26 protein-coding genes, 1 tRNA gene and 1 other RNA gene are annotated in these 24,132 nt (G+C 48.1%); 27 read left to right on the top strand and 1 reads right to left on the bottom strand.

The features are described from left to right. Positions 1-38: 38 nt before the first annotated feature. From tpiA to SIC45_RS02320, 23 genes are all read left to right on the top strand, one after another. Complete coding sequence (gene tpiA, locus SIC45_RS02210; protein ID WP_319630923.1) at positions 39-797, top strand: triose-phosphate isomerase; 759 nt, start codon at positions 39-41, stop codon at positions 795-797. Beyond that, positions 794-2,326 carry a 2,3-bisphosphoglycerate-independent phosphoglycerate mutase gene (gpmI, locus tag SIC45_RS02215; RefSeq protein WP_319630924.1) on the top strand — a complete coding sequence of 511 codons (1,533 nt, stop codon included), beginning with the start codon at positions 794-796 and terminating at the stop codon, positions 2,324-2,326. Before tpiA ends, gpmI begins: the two co-directional genes overlap by 4 nt. Positions 2,327-2,349: 23 nt before the next feature. Next, positions 2,350-3,633, top strand: coding sequence for a phosphopyruvate hydratase (gene eno, locus SIC45_RS02220; RefSeq protein WP_319630925.1), 1,284 nt, complete (start codon positions 2,350-2,352; stop codon positions 3,631-3,633). A 163-nt stretch (positions 3,634-3,796) separates the two neighbouring features. Beyond that, a complete protein-coding gene (gene secG, locus SIC45_RS02225; RefSeq protein WP_319632913.1) occupies positions 3,797-4,027 on the top strand; it encodes a preprotein translocase subunit SecG in 231 nt (76 codons plus the stop codon). A gap of 169 nt (positions 4,028-4,196) precedes the next feature. Continuing rightward, on the top strand, positions 4,197-4,943 hold the full coding sequence (locus SIC45_RS02230) for an alpha/beta hydrolase (protein WP_319630926.1): 747 nt from the start codon (positions 4,197-4,199) through the stop codon (positions 4,941-4,943). Between the two features lie 30 nt (positions 4,944-4,973). Continuing rightward, complete coding sequence (locus SIC45_RS02235) at positions 4,974-5,726, top strand: alpha/beta hydrolase (protein ID WP_319632914.1); 753 nt, start codon at positions 4,974-4,976, stop codon at positions 5,724-5,726. A gap of 46 nt (positions 5,727-5,772) precedes the next feature. Then, a complete protein-coding gene (rnr, locus tag SIC45_RS02240; protein ID WP_319630927.1) occupies positions 5,773-8,103 on the top strand; it encodes a ribonuclease R in 2,331 nt (776 codons plus the stop codon). An 80-nt stretch (positions 8,104-8,183) separates the two neighbouring features. Then, positions 8,184-8,663, top strand: a complete 480-nt coding sequence (gene smpB, locus SIC45_RS02245) for an SsrA-binding protein SmpB (RefSeq protein WP_091616658.1) — start codon at positions 8,184-8,186, stop codon at positions 8,661-8,663. A gap of 77 nt (positions 8,664-8,740) precedes the next feature. Further along, positions 8,741-9,103: a transfer-messenger RNA gene (ssrA, locus tag SIC45_RS02250) on the top strand. Between the two features lie 191 nt (positions 9,104-9,294). Further along, on the top strand, positions 9,295-10,104 hold the full coding sequence (gene zupT, locus SIC45_RS02255) for a zinc transporter ZupT (RefSeq protein ID WP_298785202.1): 810 nt from the start codon (positions 9,295-9,297) through the stop codon (positions 10,102-10,104). Positions 10,105-10,194: 90 nt separating this feature from the next. Further along, a tRNA-Thr gene (locus tag SIC45_RS02260) sits at positions 10,195-10,270 on the top strand. A 170-nt stretch (positions 10,271-10,440) separates the two neighbouring features. Next, complete coding sequence (locus SIC45_RS02265; RefSeq protein WP_298785203.1) at positions 10,441-10,650, top strand: hypothetical protein; 210 nt, start codon at positions 10,441-10,443, stop codon at positions 10,648-10,650. Further along, positions 10,647-10,838 (top strand): hypothetical protein, encoded by a 192-nt coding sequence (locus tag SIC45_RS02270; protein ID WP_298785204.1) that lies wholly within the window; start codon positions 10,647-10,649, stop codon positions 10,836-10,838. The genes SIC45_RS02265 and SIC45_RS02270 overlap by 4 nt, the downstream gene beginning before the upstream one ends. Before the next feature lie 34 nt (positions 10,839-10,872). Next, complete coding sequence (locus tag SIC45_RS02275) at positions 10,873-11,370, top strand: DUF1648 domain-containing protein (RefSeq protein ID WP_319630928.1); 498 nt, start codon at positions 10,873-10,875, stop codon at positions 11,368-11,370. A gap of 36 nt (positions 11,371-11,406) precedes the next feature. Next, positions 11,407-12,111 (top strand): response regulator transcription factor, encoded by a 705-nt coding sequence (locus SIC45_RS02280; protein ID WP_319630929.1) that lies wholly within the window; start codon positions 11,407-11,409, stop codon positions 12,109-12,111. Then, a complete protein-coding gene (locus SIC45_RS02285; RefSeq protein ID WP_319630930.1) occupies positions 12,108-13,457 on the top strand; it encodes a HAMP domain-containing sensor histidine kinase in 1,350 nt (449 codons plus the stop codon). Before SIC45_RS02280 ends, SIC45_RS02285 begins: the two co-directional genes overlap by 4 nt. A 68-nt stretch (positions 13,458-13,525) precedes the next feature. Next, positions 13,526-14,215 (top strand): PepSY domain-containing protein, encoded by a 690-nt coding sequence (locus SIC45_RS02290; protein ID WP_319630931.1) that lies wholly within the window; start codon positions 13,526-13,528, stop codon positions 14,213-14,215. A 163-nt stretch (positions 14,216-14,378) separates the two neighbouring features. After that, entirely contained in the window at positions 14,379-14,996 is a 618-nt protein-coding gene (locus SIC45_RS02295) for a PepSY domain-containing protein (protein ID WP_319630932.1), read from the top strand. A 47-nt stretch (positions 14,997-15,043) separates the two neighbouring features. After that, positions 15,044-15,661 (top strand): redoxin domain-containing protein, encoded by a 618-nt coding sequence (locus tag SIC45_RS02300; protein WP_319630933.1) that lies wholly within the window; start codon positions 15,044-15,046, stop codon positions 15,659-15,661. Positions 15,662-16,100: 439 nt separating this feature from the next. Then, positions 16,101-16,496, top strand: coding sequence for a class Ib ribonucleoside-diphosphate reductase assembly flavoprotein NrdI (gene nrdI / locus SIC45_RS02305; RefSeq protein ID WP_079475518.1), 396 nt, complete (start codon positions 16,101-16,103; stop codon positions 16,494-16,496). Between the two features lie 4 nt (positions 16,497-16,500). Next, positions 16,501-18,555: a class 1b ribonucleoside-diphosphate reductase subunit alpha gene (gene nrdE, locus SIC45_RS02310; protein ID WP_298785392.1), complete on the top strand. Its 2,055-nt coding sequence runs from the start codon at positions 16,501-16,503 to the stop codon at positions 18,553-18,555. A gap of 18 nt (positions 18,556-18,573) precedes the next feature. Further along, complete coding sequence (gene nrdF, locus SIC45_RS02315; RefSeq protein WP_022793907.1) at positions 18,574-19,545, top strand: class 1b ribonucleoside-diphosphate reductase subunit beta; 972 nt, start codon at positions 18,574-18,576, stop codon at positions 19,543-19,545. Between the two features lie 96 nt (positions 19,546-19,641). Further along, positions 19,642-20,265, top strand: coding sequence for a hypothetical protein (locus SIC45_RS02320; RefSeq protein ID WP_298785212.1), 624 nt, complete (start codon positions 19,642-19,644; stop codon positions 20,263-20,265). A 48-nt stretch (positions 20,266-20,313) separates the two neighbouring features. Here SIC45_RS02320 and SIC45_RS02325 read toward each other — a convergent pair whose 3' ends face one another. Beyond that, positions 20,314-20,640, bottom strand: a complete 327-nt coding sequence (locus SIC45_RS02325) for a thioredoxin family protein (RefSeq protein WP_298785214.1) — start codon at positions 20,638-20,640, stop codon at positions 20,314-20,316. 161 nt (positions 20,641-20,801) lie between these two features. Here SIC45_RS02325 and SIC45_RS02330 point away from each other — a divergent pair, with 161 nt between their 5' ends. From SIC45_RS02330 to SIC45_RS02345, 4 genes are all read left to right on the top strand, one after another. Then, complete coding sequence (locus SIC45_RS02330) at positions 20,802-21,212, top strand: hypothetical protein (RefSeq protein ID WP_298785215.1); 411 nt, start codon at positions 20,802-20,804, stop codon at positions 21,210-21,212. 194 nt (positions 21,213-21,406) lie between these two features. Then, complete coding sequence (locus tag SIC45_RS02335) at positions 21,407-22,360, top strand: ABC transporter permease (RefSeq protein WP_319630934.1); 954 nt, start codon at positions 21,407-21,409, stop codon at positions 22,358-22,360. After that, entirely contained in the window at positions 22,350-23,306 is a 957-nt protein-coding gene (locus SIC45_RS02340) for an iron chelate uptake ABC transporter family permease subunit (protein WP_319630935.1), read from the top strand. Before SIC45_RS02335 ends, SIC45_RS02340 begins: the two co-directional genes overlap by 11 nt. After that, positions 23,294-24,052: an ABC transporter ATP-binding protein gene (locus tag SIC45_RS02345; RefSeq protein ID WP_319630936.1), complete on the top strand. Its 759-nt coding sequence runs from the start codon at positions 23,294-23,296 to the stop codon at positions 24,050-24,052. Before SIC45_RS02340 ends, SIC45_RS02345 begins: the two co-directional genes overlap by 13 nt. Positions 24,053-24,132 lie beyond the last annotated feature (80 nt).

Raw genomic sequence — 24,132 nt, forward strand, 5'->3', positions numbered from 1 at the left:
GGGACGTATATTTACTATAATCTTAGCGGGGTGAAACAATGAGAAAACCAATCATAGCAGGCAACTGGAAGATGAATAAGCTTCACGGCGAAGCGGTGGATTTTATCGAGCAGGTAGCAAGCAAAGTACCGAATGCAGAAGACGTGGAAACGGTAGTGTGTGCACCGGCTCTGTTTCTGAAGGATATGAATGAGGCGGCAGCATCGAGCGACGTGAAGATCGGCGCACAGAATATGCACCAGGAGGACAGCGGCGCGTTCACCGGAGAAATCAGTCCGGCAGCGCTCGCAGACCTAAACATTCCTTACGTCATTATCGGCCACTCCGAACGCCGCGAAATGTTTAACGAAACTGACGAAACGGTCAATCAAAAAGTAAAAGCAGCCCTGAACCACGGGTTAACACCGATCATGTGCTGCGGAGAATCCCTCGAGCAGAAAGAAAACGGCTCCACGGAAGCAGTCGTGCGCGAGCAGATTGAAAAAGGCTTTGCCGGACTGAGTGCAGAAGACGCAGCAAAAGTGGTTGTCGCTTACGAGCCGATCTGGGCAATTGGTACAGGCAAATCCTCCACCGCAGAGGATGCAGATGAAACATGCGGTTCAGTAAGAAAAGCACTTGCCGATCAGTACGATCAGGACACGGCAGACAAAGTACGCATCCAATACGGCGGAAGTGTAAAGCCGGAAAACATTGAAACGTACATGGCGAAAGAGCACATTGACGGTGCACTTGTCGGCGGCGCCAGCCTGAAGCCGGATGCCTTCCTGGAGCTTGCAGAGGCGGGGAAAAAATGAGCAGCCAGCCAGTAGCACTGATCATCCTGGACGGGTACGCCTGCCGGGAAGAAACCAAAGGGAACGCAGTAGCAAAGGCAAGCACGCCAAACTTTGACCGCTATTGGAATCAGTATCCACATGAAACACTGACGGCTTTCGGTGAAGCAGTCGGCCTGCCTGAAGGACAGATGGGCAACTCGGAAGTCGGCCATATGAACATCGGTGCCGGCCGGGTCGTCTATCAGAGCCTTTCCTTAATTAATAAAGGCATCAAAGAAGGAACGTTCAAAAACAACCAGGCGTTTGAGCATGCTGTGGATCATGTAAAAGAAAACGACAGCGCCCTCCATTTATTCGGCCTGCTGTCTGACGGCGGAGTCCACAGCCATATAGACCACTTAAAAGCACTGCTCGATATGGCCAGCGAAAAAGAAATCGAGCGTGTATATGTTCATGCCTTTTTGGATGGCCGTGACGTTGGCCAGCGTTCCGCTAAACAGTATGTCTCCGAAGTGGAAGACTACATGAAAGAAATCGGTACCGGTGATATTGCCACGGTACAGGGCCGGTACTACGCCATGGACCGTGATAACCGCTGGGAACGTGTGGATAAATCCTACCGGGCTATTACGTACGGGGAAGGACCTTCCTACGAGACAGCTGAAGAAGTAGTAGACGCTTCGTACGAAGAAGAGGTATGGGATGAATTTGTGCTCCCTTCGGTTATCACAAAAGACGGAGAAGCGGTTGGCCGTCTTGAGGACAACGATGCGGTGATCTTCTTCAATTTCCGTCCGGACCGGGCTATTCAGCTTTCGCAGGTATTTACGCAGGATGGCTTCAACGGTTTGGACCGCGGAGACAAATTCCCATCCAATCTGAAATTTGTGAGCATGACGCATTACAGCGATTCGGTGAACGCTGAAATTGCCTACCCTCCGCAGGACCTGGTCAATACCATGGGAGAAATCGTTTCAGATGCCGGACTGCACCAGCTTCGCATTGCAGAAACGGAAAAGTACCCGCACGTGACCTTTTTCTTCAGCGGTGGACGCGAGAAAGAGTTTAAGGGAGAAACACGGGTGCTGATCGATTCGCCGAAGGTGGCCACGTATGATCTGCAGCCTGAAATGAGCGTATATGAAGTGACCGAGGCGCTTGAAAGCGAGATTCAGTCTGACAAGCATGATTTCATTGTACTGAACTTTGCGAATCCGGACATGGTGGGACACTCCGGTGACCTTGATGCCACGGTTAAAGCAATTGAAGCAGTGGATGAATGTCTCGGGCGGGTGGTGGACCTGCTGCACGATAAAGGCGGACGCGCCATTATTACGGCAGACCACGGAAACTCCGATGAAGTAACAACACCGGATGATAAACCAATGACAGCTCATACGACCAACCCGGTGCCGGTCATTGTTACAGGCGATGAGAATGCGAAGCTCCGCAAGGGCGGCGTGCTCGCAGACCTGTGTCCAACAGCCGTAGAACTGCTTCAGATAGAAAAACCAAAAGAAATGACGGGTCAGTCCCTCATTCAATAACCATTCAGAGGAGTGAATCATCAATGAGTTTAATTGCAGATATTTACGCACGCGAAGTACTCGATTCCCGCGGTAATCCAACAGTAGAAGTAGAAGTATTTACAGAAACAGGCGCCTTCGGACGCGCACTTGTGCCAAGCGGCGCTTCCACCGGTGAATACGAAGCGGTGGAGCTTCGTGACGGCGGCGACCGCTTCATGGGCAAGGGTGTCACTAAAGCAGTCGACAACGTGAATGAAACCATCGCTGAGGAAATCATCGGATTCGATGTAACAGATCAGACAGGCATCGACCAGGCGATGATCGAACTCGACGGCTCAGACAACAAAGGCAGCTTCGGTGCCAATGCCATTCTCGGTGTTTCAATGGCGGTAGCGCGTGCAGCAGCTGATGAACTTGGCGTTACGCTGTATGAATACCTCGGAGGCTTTAACGCGAAAACTCTGCCGGTTCCAATGATGAACATCCTGAACGGCGGCGAGCACGCAGACAACAATGTCGACTTCCAGGAGTTCATGATTATGCCGGTCGGCGCGAGCAACTTCCTTGAAGCTGTGCGTATGGGTGCAGAAATCTTCCACAACCTGAAAAAGGTACTTGGAAGCAAGGGCTATAACACTGGTGTCGGCGACGAAGGCGGCTTTGCCCCGAACCTCGGCTCAAATGAAGAAGCACTTCAAACAATCATCGAAGCTATCGAAAAAGCGGGCTATAAGCCAGGCGAAGAAATTATGCTCGCCATGGACTCTGCTGCTTCTGAAATGTACGAAGACGGAAAATACCACCTTAAAGGTGAAGGCGTTGTGAAAACAGCAGACGAAATGATCGAATTTTATCAGGATATGGTGTCGAAATATCCAATCATCTCCATTGAAGATGGTCTGGACGAAAACGACTGGGAAGGCTTCAAAAAGCTTACGGATGCTCTTGGCGACAAGGTTCAGCTCGTGGGCGACGACCTGTTTGTGACCAACACCAACAAGCTCAAAGAAGGTATTGAAAAAGGTATCGGCAACTCCATTCTGATCAAGGTGAACCAGATCGGTACACTGACTGAAACCTTCGATGCTATTGAAATGGCGAAGCGCGCTGGTTACACAGCCGTTATTTCCCACCGTTCCGGTGAAACAGAGGACACAACTATTGCAGATATTGCAGTAGCGACCAACGCCGGACAGATTAAAACAGGCGCTCCGTCCCGTACGGATCGTGTGGCTAAATACAACCAGCTTCTGCGCATCAATGATGAGCTGGCGGAAACCGCTGTTTATCTGGGCAAAGATGCTTTTTACAACCTGAACAAATAAGTGCTTTTCGACCGTGGCCCAGCATGTGGGCTGCGGTTTTTACAATTGAATAAAACGCTGTTATCAAAGGGCCTGTGCCCTGCGCTGCCGCATGTGCTTGCACTGCACGTTTTGGTGTGTTACATTAATACAAGCGTAATTGGAACGTGGAGGTGTACGGGTGATGATAACGGTGTTGTACGTTGCATTAATAGTCGTTGCGGTCATGCTTATTGCAATTATTTTATTGCAGTCGGGCCGAAGCAGCGGTTTGGCAGGAGCAATATCTGGCGGAGCCGAACAAATGGTTGGCAAACAGAAAGCTAGAGGCATCGAAGCCTTTCTGATTCAGTTTACAGTAGTTCTGGCTGTGTTATTTTTTGTTCTTACCATACTCATCGCCTATTTTGTCTGACAGACAGTATAGGAAGCTATCTCAGCAGCGGACGGTTCCATCGTTCGCTGTTTTTTCTGTTACCGGCCCATGTTTGCTTTTCCTGTATTTAGTGAATCAAAGAAGCAGGCGGAAATTTAACGTTTTAGCGGCCAGGGCAGAGATAAATTAAGAATAGGGGAGCAGGAGCATGACGACAGCAGCTGAAAACCAGGCGATTGGATGTTTATGTCTGCATGGATTTACAGGCTCTCCGTGGGAGGTCGAACCGATTGCTGCGGAGCTCCGTGCGTGTACAGACTGGATAGTGAAAACGCCGGTGCTGCCAGGGCATGCTGATGGAAGCTTCAGCATTCAAAGCCGTGTTTCCTATGTCACATGGATTCATGCTGCCGACCGGGCGGCTAAGAAATTGGCGGCTGCATGCAGCACCCTGTACGTGATTGGATTTTCGATGGGCGGCCTGCTTGCCTGTTATGTGGCAGCCCGTTATCAGGTGGACCGGCTCGTGCTTATTGGTATGCCGATGGAATATATTAATCCCGGCCAGTTTTTGAAGGACACACTGCTTGTTGCGGGCGGACGAGTCAGGGGGTCTCTGCACCCCTGGTACGGCCTGGCCGCAGAAAAATTAAAAACCCCCGGCTGGGCGCTTCGGGAGTTTCGGCAGGCAGCGCATGTGCTGCGCCCGTTTGTCGGAAAAGTATCCTGTCCAGTGTTTATCGGCCAGGGTGAAAAAGACGGCCTGGTACCGGTCCGGAGCGCTGTGCGTATATATAAAACAGTAAGAAGCCCGGTGAAGCAGTTTGTGCTTTACAAAAATGGCAAGCACTTTCTTTTTCACGGTCCGCACCGGCACGAAATGGTGAACGATGTGCGATTATTTTTAACCTCAACACAAATAAATTCTGAGAACCTTATGCGAACGATCGATTAAACAGAAAAAAGTATAGATAGGAGACGATGAATCATGCGTGTAGTACCCCCTAAGTCATTTACCTTTGAAGGAGGAAATCGTGCAGTTCTGCTGCTGCACGGATTCACGGGATCATCTGCGGATGTCCGGATGATGGGACGTTTTTTGGAAAAGAAAGGTTATACTGTACATGCTCCGGTATATAAAGGCCACGGCGTGCCCCCGGAAGAACTGATGGAAACGGATTACCACGACTGGTGGGAGGACGTAAAAGCAGGAATTGAGGAATTAAAGGAAAGAGGCTTTGACCAGATTGCCGTCGGGGGCCTCTCTCTCGGAGGGCTGATGGCTCTTAGGGTGGCTTCTCATTACGACGTTCTTGGTGTTATTCCGATGAGTGCCCCGATGTCGACGTTCAACAACGCAGACAAATTGTATGGCGACGTCATCAATTACGCGAAAGAATTTAAACGCCTGGAAGGAAAAGACCAGGAGCAGATTGATAAAGAAATTATGGAATTCCGTCAGCTCCCGACGGACACATTGCACTCGGTCAACCGGCTGATCCGGGAAGTGGCAGACGGCCTGGACATGGTTCACGTCCCGGCGATGATCGTGCAGGGAGAAAAAGATGATATGATTGCAGAAGACAGCGCAAATATCATTTATGAAGAAATTTCTTCGGAGGATAAACAGATTAAATGGTATCCGGATTCCCCGCACGTTATCACCCTTGGGAATGACCGCGATGAACTGAACGAAGATGTTTATCAGTTTTTAGACAGATTAAATTGGTCGAAATAAAAGAGCGTAAAGCTCAAAACGTTTATCAAAACAAAATTGAAAGGAGATGAAAACGTTGGACCAGGAAATAAAACAGACACTGCTGGATTACCTGAAAAACGATTCTGCGGGCCCTGCAACCATTGAGGAGATCCAGGAAACGCTTCAGGCGGATTCGGCGGAAGATATTAAGCGTCTCATGAAGACGCTAAACGAAATGGAGGACAGCGGAGACGTTGTCCGGACGAGAAGCAACCGCTACGGCATACCGGAGAAAATGAACCTGATGCGCGGACGCGTTCAGAGTCACGCCAAAGGCTTTGCCTTTATTATTCCGGAGGAAAAGGAACGCGATGACATCTTTGTGCCGGCCGGGGAAATTAACGGGGCCATGAACAAGGACACCGTGCTTGTTCGCATCTCGGACTCGAGCCAGGGCAGTAAAACCGAAGGCACGATTATCCGAATCATCGAGCGTGGTATTGAAAAGGTCGTGGGCACTTACCAGCGCTACGGTAATTACGGATTTGTGGCGGCAGATGATAAGCACATCCGCGATGACATTTATATCCCACAGGACGCAGAAAACGGCGCAGTGGACGGTCATAAGGTTGTCGTAGAGCTTACTAAATATCCCGATGCGGCTTCAGGGGCTGAAGGGAAAGTCGTCAACATCATCGGGCATAAAAATGACCCGGGCGTGGATATTCTGTCGATCATTCATAAGCACGGCCTCCCGGGAGATTTTCCGGAGGAAGCTGTGGAACAGGCCCAGAAGACACCGGATGTGATTGACGAAAGTGAAATTAAACAGCGCCGGGATCTCCGCGATGAAACTATTGTGACTATCGATGGGGCAGACGCAAAGGATCTCGATGACGCCGTTACGGTGACGAAATATAATAACGGCAACTATAAGCTCGGCGTTCATATTGCAGACGTCAGCTATTACGTGGACGAAGGGACACCTATCGACGTGGAGGCCGGAGAACGGGCTACAAGCGTATATTTGGTGGACCGGGTAATCCCGATGATTCCGCACCGTTTGTCAAACGGCATCTGCAGCCTGAATCCGCAGGTGGACCGGCTGACGCTCTCGTGTGAAATGGAAGTGACGCCGCAGGGCGAAATCGTCAATCATGAAATCTTTGAAAGCGTGATCCGCACAGCTGCCCGTATGACGTACAACGACGTCCGCCTGATTCTTGAAGAAAACAACGAGGCAAAACGGGAGGAATACAGCGAACTCGTGCCAATGTTTGAACGCATGGAAGAGCTGGCAGCCATTCTGCGCGAAAAGCGGTTTGGAAGAGGCGCGATCGATTTTGATTTCAAGGAAGCACAGGTGCTCGTGGATGAAACGACTGCTCCGACAGACGTGGTGCTGCGTGAGCGCTCGGTCGCTGAAAAGCTGATTGAAGAGTTTATGCTGGCCGCCAATGAAACGGTAGCCGAGCATTTTCACTGGATGAAGGTGCCGTTTGTCTACCGGATTCACGAAGACCCGGCCGAAGACAAGCTGCAGTCATTTGTGGAGTTTGTTACGAACTTTGGCTATGCTGTCAAAGGAACGGCAAATACGGTTCATCCCCGCGCCCTTCAGGAGGTGCTTGACGCTGTCAAGGGAGAACCGGAACAGGCTGTGATCAGTACAGTGATGCTGCGCTCGATGCAGCAGGCGAAGTATGATCCTGAAAACGCCGGCCACTTTGGCCTGGCTGCAGACTTCTACACCCACTTTACGTCGCCAATCCGCCGGTATCCGGACCTAATTGTTCACCGTCTGATCCGGACGTACCTGGTAAATAAACGGATGGACGACAAAACACAGCAGAAATGGAAAAATGAACTGCCGGAAATCACCCAGCATTCTTCGGAGATGGAACGCCGGGCCATTGATGCTGAGCGGGAAGTTGACAGCATGAAGAAGGCTCAGTACATGAAGGATAAAATCGGGGAAGAGTTTACCGGCTTTGTAAGCGGAGCTGCGAACTTCGGACTCTTTGTGGAGCTTGAAAACACCATTGAAGGTATGGTTCATATCAGCTACCTGACGGATGATTATTACCATTATGCTCCGAAGCAGTATGCACTGATAGGCGAGCGTACCGCCAACATGTACCGTATCGGTGATCAGGTGGAGGTACGTGTTCTGAATGTAAATCTTGACGAAGCGGCGATCGACTTTGAAATTGTCGGCATGAAACGTCCGGCGAAAGCAAGGCGCAAAGAGTCTGCAAAGGTTGTTCAGGGCGACAAGGGCAAGCGTCCTGGCAAAAAAGAAGGCCAGGGAGAAAAGAAGGACGGCAATAAAAAAGACGGTGGACGTAAAAAAGGTAAGTCCGGTAACAAAAAGCCGTTCTACTCGAAAGTCTCAAAAAACAATAAAAAAAAATAATGTGAGCTCAGAAAGCCCGGGGCAATAGGACGCGCCCGGGCTCCCATGGTAAAATAAAGACAGAAGGCAGGTGAATGGAGATGGCAGTAAAAACGGAAAACCGTGTGCTGGCGCAAAACCGGAAGGCCCGTCATGACTATACCATCGAGGACACCTTTGAAGCCGGTATTGAACTGCGGGGCACAGAAATAAAGTCGATCCGGGCCGGCAGGATGAATCTGAAGGACAGCTTCGGAAAAATAGATAATAACGAGCTGTTTCTGCATAATGCCCACATCAGCCCATATGAACAGGGAAACCAGTTCAACCACGAGCCCCTGCGTACGAGAAAGCTTCTGCTGCACCGCCGGGAGATCAATAAGCTTATTGGTAAAAGCATGCAGTCCGGGTACTCCATTATTCCATTGAAGGTTTATATTAAAAACGGTAAAGCGAAGGTGCTGATCGGCCTTGCCAAGGGTAAGAAAAAATACGACAAACGCCAGGCGCTCAAGGAACAGGATGCCAAGCGTGAAATGGACAAAGCAATCAACCGCAGCATGAAAGGCATGAGCGACTAGATTGACACGCTCCGGGCCTCCCGTTATAATATGGTATGTCGCTCATAAACCTATGGGCACATGCTTATCCTTCACATGGGGACGTTACGGCTTCGACAGGGATAGGTTGAGCTTTAGCTGCGAGCCGAGAGGCAGCTCGTAAAAATGCCACGCCAATAATAACTGGCAAAAACAACGAAAACCTCGCAGTAGCAGCGTAACAACTGCTTTTTGCGGATCCCGCATTCCATCGCCCGCGTGGAATGATTTGGGGTCTCACTCTTAGTGGGCTACGCAGTTCGCCCTCCGTCTGAGGGCGGCTGAAGAGACTAATCAGACTAGCCGTACAAAAGCCTGTTGCTAGGCTGATGTACTGGCGAATGATAATATAGCGACTACGCTCGTAGATGCTAAAGTGGCAATATCTCTGGACGTGGGTTCGAATCCCACCGTCTCCACCATACATACAGGAGACAACAGGTGCTTACGGCTTACCAGCCGTGAGCACCTTTTTTTGTTTGCGAAGCAGGAAAAACTGTGCAGCTTCTCCACCGGAAGAAGGTTTTGCATTGACACAACAATTGAAGAATGGTTAAAATGTTGCATAAGGGAAAAAATCGTGAAGGTAATCAGATTACGAAGGGGGCAGTGTATGGAACCAAACGTCATTTACGCATTTCTGTTAACACTTGGAGCCGGGCTTGCCACAGGAATCGGAAGTATACTGGCTTTTTTCACTTCGACGACAAATACCCGGTTTTTGGCTTTTTCGCTCGGCTTCTCCGGAGGCGTGATGATTTATGTTTCCATGGTGGAAATATTTTTTAAGGCACAGGAGTCGCTGGTTGGGGCGCTCGGAGAAGTCGGCGGCCAGTGGGTGACCGTCGGGGGATTTTTTGGAGGGATGATTTTTATTGCCGCCATTGACCGGCTTGTTCCCAAAAAAGGAAATCCGCATGAAGTGAAGCGGGTGGAGGATATGCATATGTCAAAGGAAGAGCTTGAACGCCAGGGTCTTATGAAAATGGGGACCTTCACAGCTCTTGCGATTGCTATACATAACTTCCCTGAGGGAATCGCTACGTTCACCTCTGCCCTGAATGACCCGGGCCTTGGACTTGCCATTGCTCTTGCTATCGCGATACACAACATTCCTGAAGGGGTAGCTGTTTCGGTGCCGATTTATTTTGCGACGGGAAGCAAACGTAAAGCCTTCCGGCTTTCATTTTTATCAGGGCTGTCAGAGCCGGCAGGTGCCATTTTAGCGTTTCTTATACTGATGCCGTTTTTGACGGATACGCTCTTTGGTATTATTTTCGCCGGTGTGGCTGGTATTATGGTCTTTATTTCGCTGGATGAACTGCTTCCGGCGGCAAAAAAATACGACGAGACCCATGTATCCATTTACGGTGTAGTGAGTGGAATGGCCGTAATGGCGCTCAGTCTGCTGCTGTTTATTTAAACATCCCAGAAGGCAGCCACCGCTGCCTTCTGCTTTTTTGATTGACACATATTTTTTCTTTTTGTATATTATTATTTGTCGTAAACGTTCGCTAGTGTAGCTCAGCTGGTAGAGCAGTTGCCTCGTAAGCATCAGGTCGCAGGTTCAAATCCTGTCACTAGCACCATTCATATCATTACAGCGCCCATACAGATGGGTGCTTTTTTTGTTTTAAACCTTCCTGAAAAGAGAAAAGACCAGGGAGAAAATATTTTGGCCTCTTTTTGATGAAAAGATGGGCAACTGGAAAAGAAAATGATACGTTGATAGAAGATAAAGTCGAAAGGGAGGGGTAGTTTGAGATCCCCGGTGCTGTTTACGTTTAATTTAATATTTTTGTTTTTAGCTGCGGCGACAGCCGGTTTTTTTCTATGGCTCGGCGATACATTTTACGTCATAGTTGCAGCAATCGGCATGCTGAGTGCTCTGCTTGGCGTCTACCAGACGGGAAGAAAAAAGCCAGGCAATAAAAAGAAATCAAAAGAAAAATCAGGAGGAGAGTCATGAACACAAATGCAGCCGTAAAATTCTTTTATTGGTTTGAAGGGTTTATTGTAGTGCTCAGTCTTATTCTTGGTGTTTTTTTCATCATTTCCGGAGAATGGCTGTGGAGTATGGTCATGGTCATTATTGCGATGTCCTGTGTCGTTACGCTCATAATGATATCAAAAGCGTTAAAAAAACAGCAGTGGTGAAGCTGGAAAAAAGAATAGTAGGAGGCAGACCGTTATGCCGACGTTTGCAAGAACAGCATTAATTGTAGGAGGCGTGGCTTCAATAGGAATGCTTGCAATTGTGCTTTTCTATTGGCCCCGTCTTCCCTACATTGTGCCCCAGTTTTTCGACGCCACCGGAGACCCAAACGAATATGCTGCAAAGTATTATTTATTTGTGCCGCCGCTGGCACTTGTCGCTATATGGATCGGGGCATATTTTTCTCTCCGCTATCCGGGGTGGTTCCGCCTGCCGGTGCGAATGAATGAGTATCAAATAGAAGTGTTTAAGCGTGAAGGCCAGATCCTTATTTCCGTACTCCTCGTGGAGCTGTCGCTCGGATTTGTTTATGTGCAGTGGCAGACCGTTCGCACAGCCCTGAATGAAAGCGAAGGACTCGGGTGGTTTTTCCCTTCGTTTTTCCTTATTTGTTTAATTGGAACCGCTGTTTATTTTACATGGAGAACAATCATTTTGTGGGGCAAAGCTTCAAACCAACGTTCTTCATCATAATAGACTGCCATCCGGCAGCTTACTGAGGGATGCCTAATGGAACAAGCACGTATACTGATTGTTGAGGATGAAGAAAAAATTGCGCGGGTGCTTGAGCTTGAGCTCACCTATGAAAATTATTATGTTCAGAAGGCCTCTGACGGTCTCGAAGGGTTAGCTGTGTATCAGGCAGAGACGTGGGATTTAATTATTCTGGATATTATGCTTCCCGGGATCAGCGGGATTGAGCTGCTGCGGCGGATACGGAGCCAGAACACAAAAACGGCGGTTCTGCTTGTGACTGCTAAAGATTCCGTAGAGGATAAAGTTTCCGGACTCGATCTCGGGGCCAATGATTATATTACAAAGCCATTCCAGATCGAAGAACTGCTTGCCCGCGTACGTTCGTCGCTCCGCTTTCAGGCGGAATCGGCTTTAAAAGGTGAAGCAGAAGAGGAGCAGTGGCTCTCGGCAGGCGAGGTACGGCTGAATGAGTCGGCCCGGGAAGTATACGCCGGGGGGAAACCAGTGGAGTTGACCCGCAGAGAGTTTGACCTGCTTTACTATCTGTTGAAAAACAAAAAGCAGGTTCTGTCCCGGGACCAGATTTTAGAGCAGGTGTGGGGCTTTGATTACATCGGGGAAACCAACGTGGTTGATGTCTACATTCGTTATTTGCGCAACAAGATTGATAAACCGTTTGGTACCACACATATTCAGACTGTCCGCGGCGTCGGCTATGTTGTGAAGGATTCGCCATGAAGCTTGGAAACAAGATTCATTTATATACATCGGTGCTTGTGTTTATCATCGTCGTTCTTTTAGTATTTGCCATTTATTTTTCCTTTTCCCGGATGATGATCGGAAGTGAAGTGGAACAGACGGTAGAAGAAGCAAGACAGACAGCATCTACGTTCAATGAATCCGCAGACAATTTTTCGGCTGAACAGCTGCTGAGGGCCTATACCCCGACGGAGGGGATGGTCAGTATTGTGCTGCAGGACGATTCCCGGGCTGCAACGGTGACCTCTCCGGCTGAAGGAAGCTTAACGGAGGAGTCCGTGCAGTACTATTCGGAAGAGTACGTTCAGGTGGCCCAATACCACGGCGAACGGTACGCCTTTGTGTCAGTGCCGGTGATATGGACAAACGGGCAGGTGGCAAATATTCAGATTACTGACAGTCTTCGTCCGACAGAAGAAACGCTGGCAGTGCTCCGCGTCATCCTGATTATTGCCACCATCGCAGCTGTTATCCCGGTATTTCTCTCGGCCCGTCTATTAAGAAGAGTGATTCTGCGGCCAATTGCAGCACTTTCAGCAACAATGCAGGATATTCAAACAAGCGGCAGATTCAAACGGATTCCTACGTCGTCGAAGTCAAAGGATGAAATTGAACAGCTCGGGGATACATTTAATGAAATGATTGAACGGCTCGAAGATAACTACCACAAGCAGGAACAGTTTGTATCAAATGCGTCGCATGAATTGAAAACGCCGTTGACGGTCATTGAATCATACGCCAGTCTTCTTCAGCGAAGAGGCGCTTCCAGGCCCGAGATTATCGAAGAATCGGTAGAGGCGATTCATTCTGAAGCAATACGGATGAGGGAATTAACTCAACAGCTTCTGCTGCTCGCCCGCCATAGTGAAAAAGCAAACATGCACATGACAGAGGTGGATTTAAAAGCGGTAACAGCAGACGCTGTCCAAAACTATCGCAGCAGCTACCACCGGGAAATTAATTTTTCCGGAAAGACGGCAATCGTTCAGACTGACGCTGATAAAGTGAAGCAGCTCTTGTACATTCTGCTCGATAACGCCAGAAAGTACAGCAGTGACGTTATAGATGTGAAAATCGAAACGGAAGGTGCCCCGGTTATCGCTGTAATTGACCGTGGTATCGGGATTCCGGAGAAAGACACTGAACGCGTCTTTGAACGTTTTTACCGGGTCGACGAGTCAAGAACACGGTCCAGCGGAGGCTACGGGCTTGGTTTATCGCTTGCCAAGGATATCACGGAAGCGCTCGGAGCAGGTATTACGATAGAAAGTACTTATGGCCAGGGTACGGAAGTGCGGCTCATTTTTCCAGAGAATGCCGGTTAAACTCTCTGTTCTCATCGTTTTCTCAGAATGAGCGGTTACAATGGTGATAACAGAGAGGGGGGGCAGCTGTGAATAAAGCTATCGTTTTTTTCGTGCTGCTGGCCGGCCTCGGAGCGGCCGCTTTTGGAATCTGGTGGTTTTCGTCTTATTTCACCCCGGAAATGTCGCCGGAGGAAATTGAACAGGCTGTGCAGGAGCAGTATCAGGGGGAGATCACCAATATTGAAAAACAAGACGGCGCCTATGAGGTAACGGCTGAGCTTGACCGGGGGACGTACCAGCTGGGGGTGGACGCTGAAGACGGTGCGGTCACAAGCGTCACCCGGGTAGCCGAAAACAGCACAAATAATACAGAAGTACTGACAGAAGAAGAAGTGCGGGTCCGAACACAGGAGGAAACTGATTTAGCTATTGAGGAAATCGGACGGGACACACGAAAAGGCACGGCTGTGTATGTAGTGGAATTTCCAGAAGGTGAAGCATTGGAAGAACTGATCATTGATGCCAGGTCAGGAGATGTTTTAGAAGAAAAGGAACAGGGAGACCGCGAAGACCCCCCTGAGACAGTGTTAAGTGAACAGGAGGCTGCAGATGTAGCCGTGGAAGAGATAGACGGCGAGGTTGATGATGTTGATTTTGAAACCTCTGACGCTGGAGAACCGTTTTACTACGTGGAGATCGAGCAGGAGGACGAAGAAGCTACGGTGCAGGTACACGGTATTACCGGGGAAATATTATCAGTCACCTGGGATGATTAAAATGGCAGAGGCTGCCTGGATTATTCCGGGTGGCTTTTTTTATTTATATGCTTTTTATAAGCTATTTATGTATTTCTCATCAATTTCTCATTTTCCTATAGGGAGATTCTCATATCAGAGCTTTATAGTAAGGGTGTAACAACAAATAAAGGGGGAAATGACCATGAAGGGAAAAATGATTGCTGGCAGTCTGGCGGGGGTCACAGCACTTGGAGCCGTAATTGGCGCAGGAATTTATGCTTCTGGAGGCGTGGAGGCGGAAACGTCCTCCGTTCCATCTTCTGAGGAAACAGCCGCAGGAAGCAAGGAAAGTAACAGCGCCGGAAACGACAAGGAAAGAATCACCGCTGATGAAGCTGTAATGATTGCTGAAAAGGAAACAAATGGTAAAGCGGTGGAGCTGCAGCTGGATATGGAAGACCAGAAGTATGACATAGAGGTTGAAGGAGAGCAGGAATATGATGTTGAAGTAGCTGCATTCTCCGGCGACGTGATTCAAAAAGAAAATGAAGGCGACAAGGAAAATGAAGAGCCGCTGGTTCAGGACGGGGACAGTGTTAGTTTAGAGGATATTGTGGCTTCGGGGATGGGTGAAGTGTCCGGAGAACTAAACGAATGGGAGCTCGACCGTGAAAAAAGTGGTTATGAGCTCTCGATAGAAACGAATGAACAGGAAGGCGATTTCTTCATAAATGATGCAGACGGTACGATCGCTTCCAAAGATATTGAAGACGAACATGACGACAACGATGATGATAGAGACGACAACGATGATGATTAAAAACTAAGAAAAGCAGACGATTGGGATCCGAAAGGAGTCTTGCAGGAATGGCACTACTGAGGGAAAAGGTGCTGAATTCGCAGCTGCACCGGGCAAAACACATCCTATGGAATGAATGGCATCAGGAAAAGCGGCCGGGAGCCTGCCCAGGACTTAGAATAGGAGCGCGCGCGCCGGGGTTCTCGCTGCCCGGCATGAACGGAGAAAACGTTACGTTAAACCAGCTCCTCCTCCAGGGGCCTGTAGTGCTTCTGTTCTGCTTTGGCGGGTGGATACATGCAGAAACAGAACGGCTGCGGAGCTACCAGGAAGCTTCCCCCTTGCTGAGGCAGATGGGTGCCCAGGTCGTAGTCGCTGCTGGTGAGCAGGTATCCGCGCTGCAGGAGGAGCTGAAGCATATATCTTTTACGGGAAAAATGCTTGCAGATACAAATGCTGTGGCAGCCTCCTGGTATAATGCGTGCATTTCCTGCCGGGATTATCTGCTTCAGGACGTTCCGGAGGTTAAAGCAGCTCTGCGAAAGACCGGCTACTATTCGTATTGTCCTGCAGATATAACCTATGTCATTGATCAGGATGGCACGGTGGCAGCCTCTGTCTGGGAAGCGGCCCGTCCGGATCCCTACTGGATCGTTAACGAGCTTGTGCAATTGAAGGAACGGTAAAACACCCCTGAAAAGGTGATGAAATATGGAAAGGCAGTCCGCGCAGGTGCGGGCTGCTTTTGTTTGCACTCTGTGCGCTGCCGCTTTTGCTGTAAGCTGAAAGTATCAAGAATTTACCGAAAATTATTCTGCCGCAAACAATTGCCGGGGAAATTTTATATCTGTATGTAGTATTGCAGTCCTTCTATGGTTTTTATAAACGACTAGATATAGAAGCAGGTCTTACTTACTGAAATTTTTTCTGTCAGAAAATGTGCACAATTATAAGGGTAGAATCGCGGAGTATAAGGAAGTATGGCAGAGATTTTAATTGTCAAGAGGATAAAACGAAAAATATCTATATCATGTATGTTGAAAAAGAAGATTACACCATATATAGTAGTGGTATAAGAATGATGTACACACGTTCGTACATTTTAGAAATAAAGGAGGGGATTCGGTGATACCGATCATTTTTGATTCTATGACGGGCAACGTGAAGCGTTTTGCAGAAAAAATCCCGTTTGACCGGGTGTACAGTCTGAATGAAGCGGAGCAAATCGATGAACCGTTTATCCTTATCACCTATACGAAGGGATTTGGAAATATCCCGGAATCCACAGAAGCGTTTCTTGAAGACCATGCAGAGCAGCTTCTTGCGGTGGCTTCGAGTGGAAACAAAGTATGGGGAGACAATTTTGCCAAAAGCGCCAACCAGATTGCAGTTAACTACAACGTTCCTATACTTCATAAATTTGAACTGAGCGGAACCAAAAACGATGTGTCCATTTTCGCAGAGGAGGCGATGAAAGTTGCAACAAACACAAACCACCGACTGGATCCAGTTAAACAATGAAATCATGTTCCAAAAGGATGGGTCCTTTCAATTTGAAAAAGACAAAGAAGCCGTTTATCAATACTTCATTCAATACGTCAACCAGCACACTGTTTTCTTTCACGATCTGAAAGAAAAGCTCGACTATCTGCTTGAAAATGACTTTTATGAAAAAGAATTCCTCGAGGCGTATTCATTTGAAGAAATTGAGCGCGTCTACAATCTTTGCTATGAAAAGAAATTCCGTTTTCCGTCATTCATGAGCGCGTTTAAATTTTACAATGATTATGCGCTGAAAACCAATGATCAGAAAATGATCCTTGAGCGCTTTGAAGACCGGGTGGCTGTCGTGGCCCTTTATTTCGGCAATGGAAATGCAGAGAAAGCTGAGCACTTTGCAGAAATGATGATGAGCCAGGATTACCAGCCAAGCACCCCGACGTTCCTGAATGCCGGCAGAAAACGGCGCGGAGAATTAGTCAGCTGCTTCCTGCTTGAGGTGAACGACTCTTTAAATGACATCTCCCGGGCTGTTGATATTTCCATGCAGCTGTCCAAGGTAGGCGGCGGTGTATCGCTGAACCTATCGAAGCTCCGGGCGAAGGGCGAAGCCATTAAAGATGTGGAAAACGCAACAAAAGGCGTCGTCGGCGTAATGAAGCTGCTCGACAATGCTTTTCGTTACGCAGACCAGATGGGACAGCGCCAGGGCTCCGGCGCGGCATATTTAAACATTTTTCACCGGGATATTCACGACTTCCTGGATTCCAAGAAAATTTCGGCTGATGAGGATGTGCGTGTTAAAACATTGTCGATCGGGGTCGTGATTCCGGACAAGTTCGTTGAACTGGCCCGCCAGGATAAAGACATGTACCTGTTCTATCCGCATACCGTTTACCGGGCGTACGGCGAACATCTTGACGAGATGGATATGAGCGAAATGTACGATAAGCTCGTCGAGGACGAGCGCGTGAAAAAGGACAAGGTCAACGCCCGCCGCATGCTTGAAAAGCTGGCGATTCTCCGTTCGGAATCCGGATATCCGTATCTGATGTTCCAGGATAACGTGAACCGCGCGCATGCGTTGAACAACGTGTCCAAAGTGAAATTTTCCAACCTTTGCTCTGAAGTTCTTCAGGCATCTGAGGTATCAAGCTATACAGATTACGGCGAGGAAGACGAAGTTGGACTCGATATTTCCTGTAACCTTGGCTCGCTAAACATTGCCAATGTCATGAAGCACAAAACAATCAAGGATACAGTGAAGCTCGCCACCGATTCGCTGACTCACGTAGCGACGCACACCAACATTACGAATGCTCCGGCTGTGCGCCGCGGCAACCAGATGATGAAATCCATCGGTCTCGGGGCGATGAACCTGCACGGCTTCCTGGCGCAGAACCATATCGCCTACGAAAGCGAGGAAGCACGGGAATTCGCTGATTTCTTCTTTATGGCTGTGAACTTCTATTCCATCCAGCGTTCGATGGAGCTTGCCAAAGAGACAGGGGAAACGTTCTACGGCTTCGAAGGCTCCAGCTATGCAGACGGCTCCTACTTTGATAAGTACCTGAACCGTTCCTACCTTCCGTCCTCGGCTAAAATTGCCGGCCTGTTTGAAGGCATGGCCATGCCGGACGCGGAAGACTGGAAAGAGCTGATGGAGCAGGTTCAGACGCACGGATTGTTCCACAGCTACCGCCTGGCGATCGCACCGACCGGCTCCATTTCCTATGTCCAGTCGGCCACAGCTTCTGTTATGCCGATCATGGAGCGCATTGAAGAACGGACGTACGGCAACTCGAAAACGTATTACCCAATGCCGGGTCTCGCTCCGGATAACTGGTTCTTCTACAAAGCAGCGTATGACATGGATATGTTCAACGTGGTGGATATGATCGCAGCTATTCAGGAACACATCGATCAGGGCATCAGCTTTACTCTCTTTGTACGTGACACCATCACTACAAGAGATCTGAACCGTATTGATCTTTACGCCCACTATAAAGGCATCAAGACGATTTACTACGCACGGACAAAAGACACAGGACAGGACGACTGCCTTTCCTGCGTCGTGTAAAGAAAGGAGCACCACCCCATGAATCAAATATTTGACGCAGCCGACTGGTCAAAACAAGACGACGACTTTACGCAGATGTTTTACAGCCAGAACGTAAAACAATTCTGGCTTCCAGAGGAAATATCACTCAACGGGGATCTGCTCACCTGGAAGTATTTATCCGATGAAGAAAAAGACACGTATATGAAGGTGCTCGCCGGTTTGACCCTGCTTGATACAGAGCAGGGAAATGTCGGTATGCCAAAGGTTGCTGAGCAGGTGGAAGGCCACCAGCGCAAAGCAGTATTAAACTTTATGGCAATGATGGAAAACGCGGTGCACGCGAAATCCTATTCGAACATTTTCATGACGCTTGCTTCTACAGAAGTAATTAATGAACTGTTTGAATGGGTGAAGGAAAATCCGCACCTGCAGAAAAAAGCTACCCGTATTGTGGAGCAGTACAATAAAATCGAGGACGGGGACGAAATTTCTCTGTACAAAGCCATGGTGGCTTCCGTTTACCTTGAAAGCTTTCTGTTCTACAGCGGCTTTTATTATCCGCTTTATTTCTACGGCCAGGGCAAGCTCATGCAGAGCGGGGAGATCATTAACCTGATTATCCGCGACGAAGCGATTCACGGCGTGTACGTTGGTCTTCTGGCACAGGAAATTTACAAGCGCCAGACACCGGAAAAGCAGGAAGAGCTGCGGGAATTCGCTCACGACCTGCTCATGGAGCTGTATGATAATGAACTGCTTTATACGGAGCAGCTTTATGACCCGGTAGGACTGACCTCCGACGTGAAAAAGTTCCTTCGGTACAATGCGAACAAAGCATTGATGAACCTGGGTCTGGATGCGTATTTTGAAGAGGAAGAAATTAACCCGATTGTATTAAACGGCATGGATACGAAAACAAAATCCCATGATTTCTTCTCGATGAAAGGAAACGGCTACAAAAAAGCAACGGTGGAGCCGGTCCGGGACGAAGATTTCATTTTTGATTAACAAAAAAGCCGGGCATCTGCCTGGCTTTTTTAATGTGTATTAAAAAAAGTTCCGCTATAATAAAACACAGATGAACATCACAAAGAGGTGAACAATATGGGAAAAATGGATGAAATGATTGTAGTGGCACCAAGAGAGCAGGTATTTGCACGCGAAGCCCGCACGTTTCACGGGGTGCAGGATGAGCAGGGGCAGATTCAGGAAATACTTGGAACGATTGCAGATACATATACGGAAAAAAGAAGAGGGGACGCCGAAGAAGATCCGTCCTGGAAACAGCCGATCCCCTACGTGGTGATCCGCAGGGGGGAAGAGTTATTTGCGTATGAACGGCTGGCCGGCGGAGGAGAAGGAAGGCTGCATAACAAATTGTCCCTCGGGTTCGGAGGGCATATGAATGCTGAAGCAGGCGTCTCGACATTTCAGGAGCTGCTGCATACAAATGCCGATCGTGAACTTGAAGAAGAGCTGCATATTTCTTCTCTGGAAGGAGCGGAAATGCAGGCACTTGGATTGATTAATGATGACAATAACGCTGTCGGTGAAGTACATCTCGGCATTTTGTACACGTTTGTTCTTCCGGAGCACGTGGACGTGAAGGTGAAGGAAACAGAGCAGATCCGCGGCTTCTGGACGAGCGTGGATGAGCTTTCCCAGCCGGAGACCTATGAACGGCTCGAGACATGGTCGCAATTTGTTGTAGATATCCTGGATAAATAAATGAGAAGCTGTTTCCGGGAAAGGGAAACAGCTTCTTGTTTATTTGCTTTAGTAATATTTGGAGAAAAAGTCACTAACCTGACCCGGGGTTTTAGCGTCTGCGCTGTGCAGATGGCCGATTTTTTCCCCGTTTTGGAATACAAGAATACTCGGTATGCCCATTACTTCCTGTTCGCTTGTAATGTCTGGCAGCTGTTCGGTATCAATTTTATGAAACGGGACGCCGTCAAAACGGTTCAGTACATCGTCCATGAACATATCGAGCCTCCGGCAGTCCGGACACCAACCAGCTGAAAATTCTACTGCTACCGGTGTTTCTGTTTGTATAGTCTCCTCAAAAGAGTCTTTGGATTCAATGCGATTATTCGCGGTCATTATTCATTCGCTCCTTTCATGCTGCTCTCTATTGTAACAAAGGCATAAAAATGTGCAAAAAAATAATGGGAATAATGTTTCAACTGGAAAACCCTGTTAGAATAAACATATACATACTTAACGTCAACTGTATTAAGCTTTTGATGGGAGGAGGATCTGTGATGCGTCTATTCCAAAGGATGGCAGCAGTGGCAGCAGCTGGCATGCTGCTGTTTGCATCTGCCTGTGGAAACGAGGCAGAGGGAGCAGAACAATGGATCACGGAGCTTGAAAGCAACGGGCTTTCCATGCAGAAGACAGACGAAAATCCTGCAGCCCCGGTATCAATGAACCAGGAAAGCAGGGTGTGGGTGGAAGACAGCACGGAAACGAAAGTAGCGGTTTATGAATTCGATTCCCAGGAAGCGGCTGCAGAGGCAGAAGAACAATTTCAGCAGGAAGTGACTGAAAATGGGGGATGGGAAAACATTTCCTACCGGACGGCCGTTTCAGGATCTATGTTTTTATACACCTACAATGAAGATTCCTATGCTTTCTCGGCCTTCATGGATAAAGTATCACTTCCATCCTAAAAGCATGTAAAAAGCCGGTCTGCCTGAAAAGGCGGCCCGGTTTTTTGTCATTCATTAAAAATTTAGGAGAGAAGAAAAAGATGAATTGACATTTAAAAAGGTAATGATAAAATAAAAAGTGTAATTGATAATGAATATCATTAACAATTAGAAGCGATCCAGTGTATTAATCCGCGGAAATGAAGTGTTTACAGATGAAATGGTGGTACTTACTTGTACTTCTCGTTCTTCTTTCGGCGACCTCCCTGTTTATTGGCGTCCAGACAGTGTCGTTTCAGGGACTGATGGCAGGAAATGAAGACGAGTGGCGCACATTGACAGCGAGCCGGATACCACGGCTCCTCAGTATTATTATGGCCGGCATGGGGATGGCCATCTGCGGATTAATCATGCAGCAGCTGAGCCGGAACCGGTTTGTTTCCCCTACCACAGCCGGCACGATGGATTCGGCCCGGTTTGGTATTTTAGTGGCCATGATCTGGTTCGGAGGAGCTTCACCGCTGCTCCGGACCGGTGTAGCTTTTTTATTTGCACTTCTCGGTACGTTTGTTTTTATGACTATTTTGGAGCGTGTGAAATTTAAAGATCCCATCTTTATACCATTGGTGGGGCTGATGTTTGGAAATATTGTAGGCTCGGTGACGACGTTTTTTGCCTTGAGATATGATGTCGTGCAAAATATGTCAGCCTGGCTGCAGGGGGATTTTTCACTAATTGTAAATGGCCAGTATGAGCTTCTGTACGTCAGTCTGCCACTGATTCTAATATCTTACATATTTGCTGGCCGGTTTACGATCGCCGGCATGGGACAAGAATTTGCGGTGAATCTTGGGTTGAATTACCGTACAGTCGTCAATTTGGGCATCACCATCGTTGCCGCTGTGACCGCAGTCGTTATATTAACAGTGGGAACCATCCCGTTTTTAGGCCTGGTAGTACCAAATATTGTGGCAATCTACCTGGGAGACAACCTCCAGAAAACGCTGATTCATACCGCGCTGCTTGGAGCTGTGTTTGTGCTGGTTTGTGATATTTTTGGCCGCCTGATTGTTTTTCCGTATGAGGTGCCTATAGGCTTAACCGTAGGCGTGCTTGGCAGTTTCTTATTCCTCTATATGCTGATGAGGAGGAAGAAATATGCGTTTTAATTGGAAGATTATAGGACTGGCTGTTTTTTCGCTGATCCTCGCCGTTATCTTTATGTTTACAGATGCAGGAGGCAACTGGGACTATGTTTTGCAGCACCGGGCAGAGAAGCTTCTTGCGATGGTAATGACCGGCGGTGCGATTGCCTTTTCCACTGTCATTTTTCAAACGATTACGAATAACCGGATTTTAACACCTAGTATTATCGGTCTTGATTCGTTGTATATTTTGCTGCAGACAGCGCTTGTATTCTTTTTCGGTTCTACGTCCGCAATTGTAATTAACGGACCACTGAACTTTTTTGTCTCACTTGCCCTGATGCTCGGGTTTGCCGTTATTCTTTACTACTTTTTGTTTCAGGGGGAGCAGCAGGATATTTTCTTTCTGCTTCTCGTCGGAATTGTATGTGGAACGTTGTTTAGCAGTATTTCTACGTTTTTACAGGTCCTCATATCACCAGATGAGTTTTTGACGATTCAGGATAATATGTTTGCAAGCTTTAATAATGTGAACTCAAGCATTCTCGGCATTTCTGTAGTGGTGTTTGTGCTGCTGTTTATTTACTCCTTGTCTTTTATGAAATATTTGAACGTTCTTTCCCTCGGAAAGGACCAGGCGGTGAACCTGGGAGTGCCATATAAGTATGCGGTGAAGCGGCTGCTTGTCATTGTGGTTTTGTTTATTTCCATTGCCACCGCGCTTGTCGGGCCGATTACGTTTTTAGGCCTGCTTGTAGCTAACGTCGCTTATGAAATGATGAAGGATTACCGGCACAGCGTGCTGCTTGCAGCCGCTGCACTTGCAGCTGCAGCGTTTTTAATCGGCGGCCAGCTGCTTGTTGAGCGGGTGCTTGGTTTTAACACAGCAATCAGCGTCATTGTGAACTTTATCGGAGGCATTTACTTTATCTATCTGTTATTAAGGGGGAACAAAGCATGGTCCAAGTAATGAATGTCACAAAAAAGTATGATGAAACACCGGTCGTAAACGATGTATCCGTGACAATTAAACAGGGGCAGATTACCTCATTCATCGGGCCAAACGGTGCTGGTAAAAGTACGTTGCTTGCTATGATCAGTCGTTTAATCGCCAAGGACGCGGGCGAAGTGAGAATCGGGGATAAAGACATTACGAAAACAAAAAGCCGGGAGCTCGCGAAGAAACTGGCGATCTTAAAACAGTCCAACGAAATGAATGCCCGGCTGACCGTCCGTGAATTAATCTCTTTTGGCCGGTTTCCCTATTCTCAGGGACGCCTGAGCGCGGAAGACTGGGAGCATGTGGATCAGGCTATTGATTATATGGAGCTTAAAAGCATGCAGGATTCTTTTATTCACCAGCTGAGCGGCGGCCAGCGGCAGCGGGCCTTTATTGCAATGGTGATTGCTCAGGACACCGATTATATTCTGCTCGATGAGCCGCTGAACAATCTGGATATGAAGCACTCCGTGCAGATTATGAAAGTGCTCCGGCGTTTAGTGAAAGACATGGGCAAAACTGTTCTCCTGGTTATTCATGACATCAATTTCGCTTCCTGTTACTCCGATGACATTGTCGCTTTGAAAAATGGGCACATCGTGGCCCAGGGCACAACCGAAGAGATGATGGCATCAGAAGTGCTCACAGATATCTACGAAATGGATATGCCGATCTGTCGTATTAACGACCAGAAAATCTGTGTTTACTTTACGTAAACAAAGCCGCCAGCCCGTTGATACGGCGAAAGAGTAACAAAAGGAGGAAGCAAAGCACATCAGGCTGGGAATAAAAAAAC

Origin of the sequence: Marinococcus sp. PL1-022, from assembly GCF_033845285.1 — a bacterium.
In the GTDB taxonomy this organism is placed as follows: domain Bacteria; phylum Bacillota; class Bacilli; order Bacillales; family Marinococcaceae; genus Marinococcus.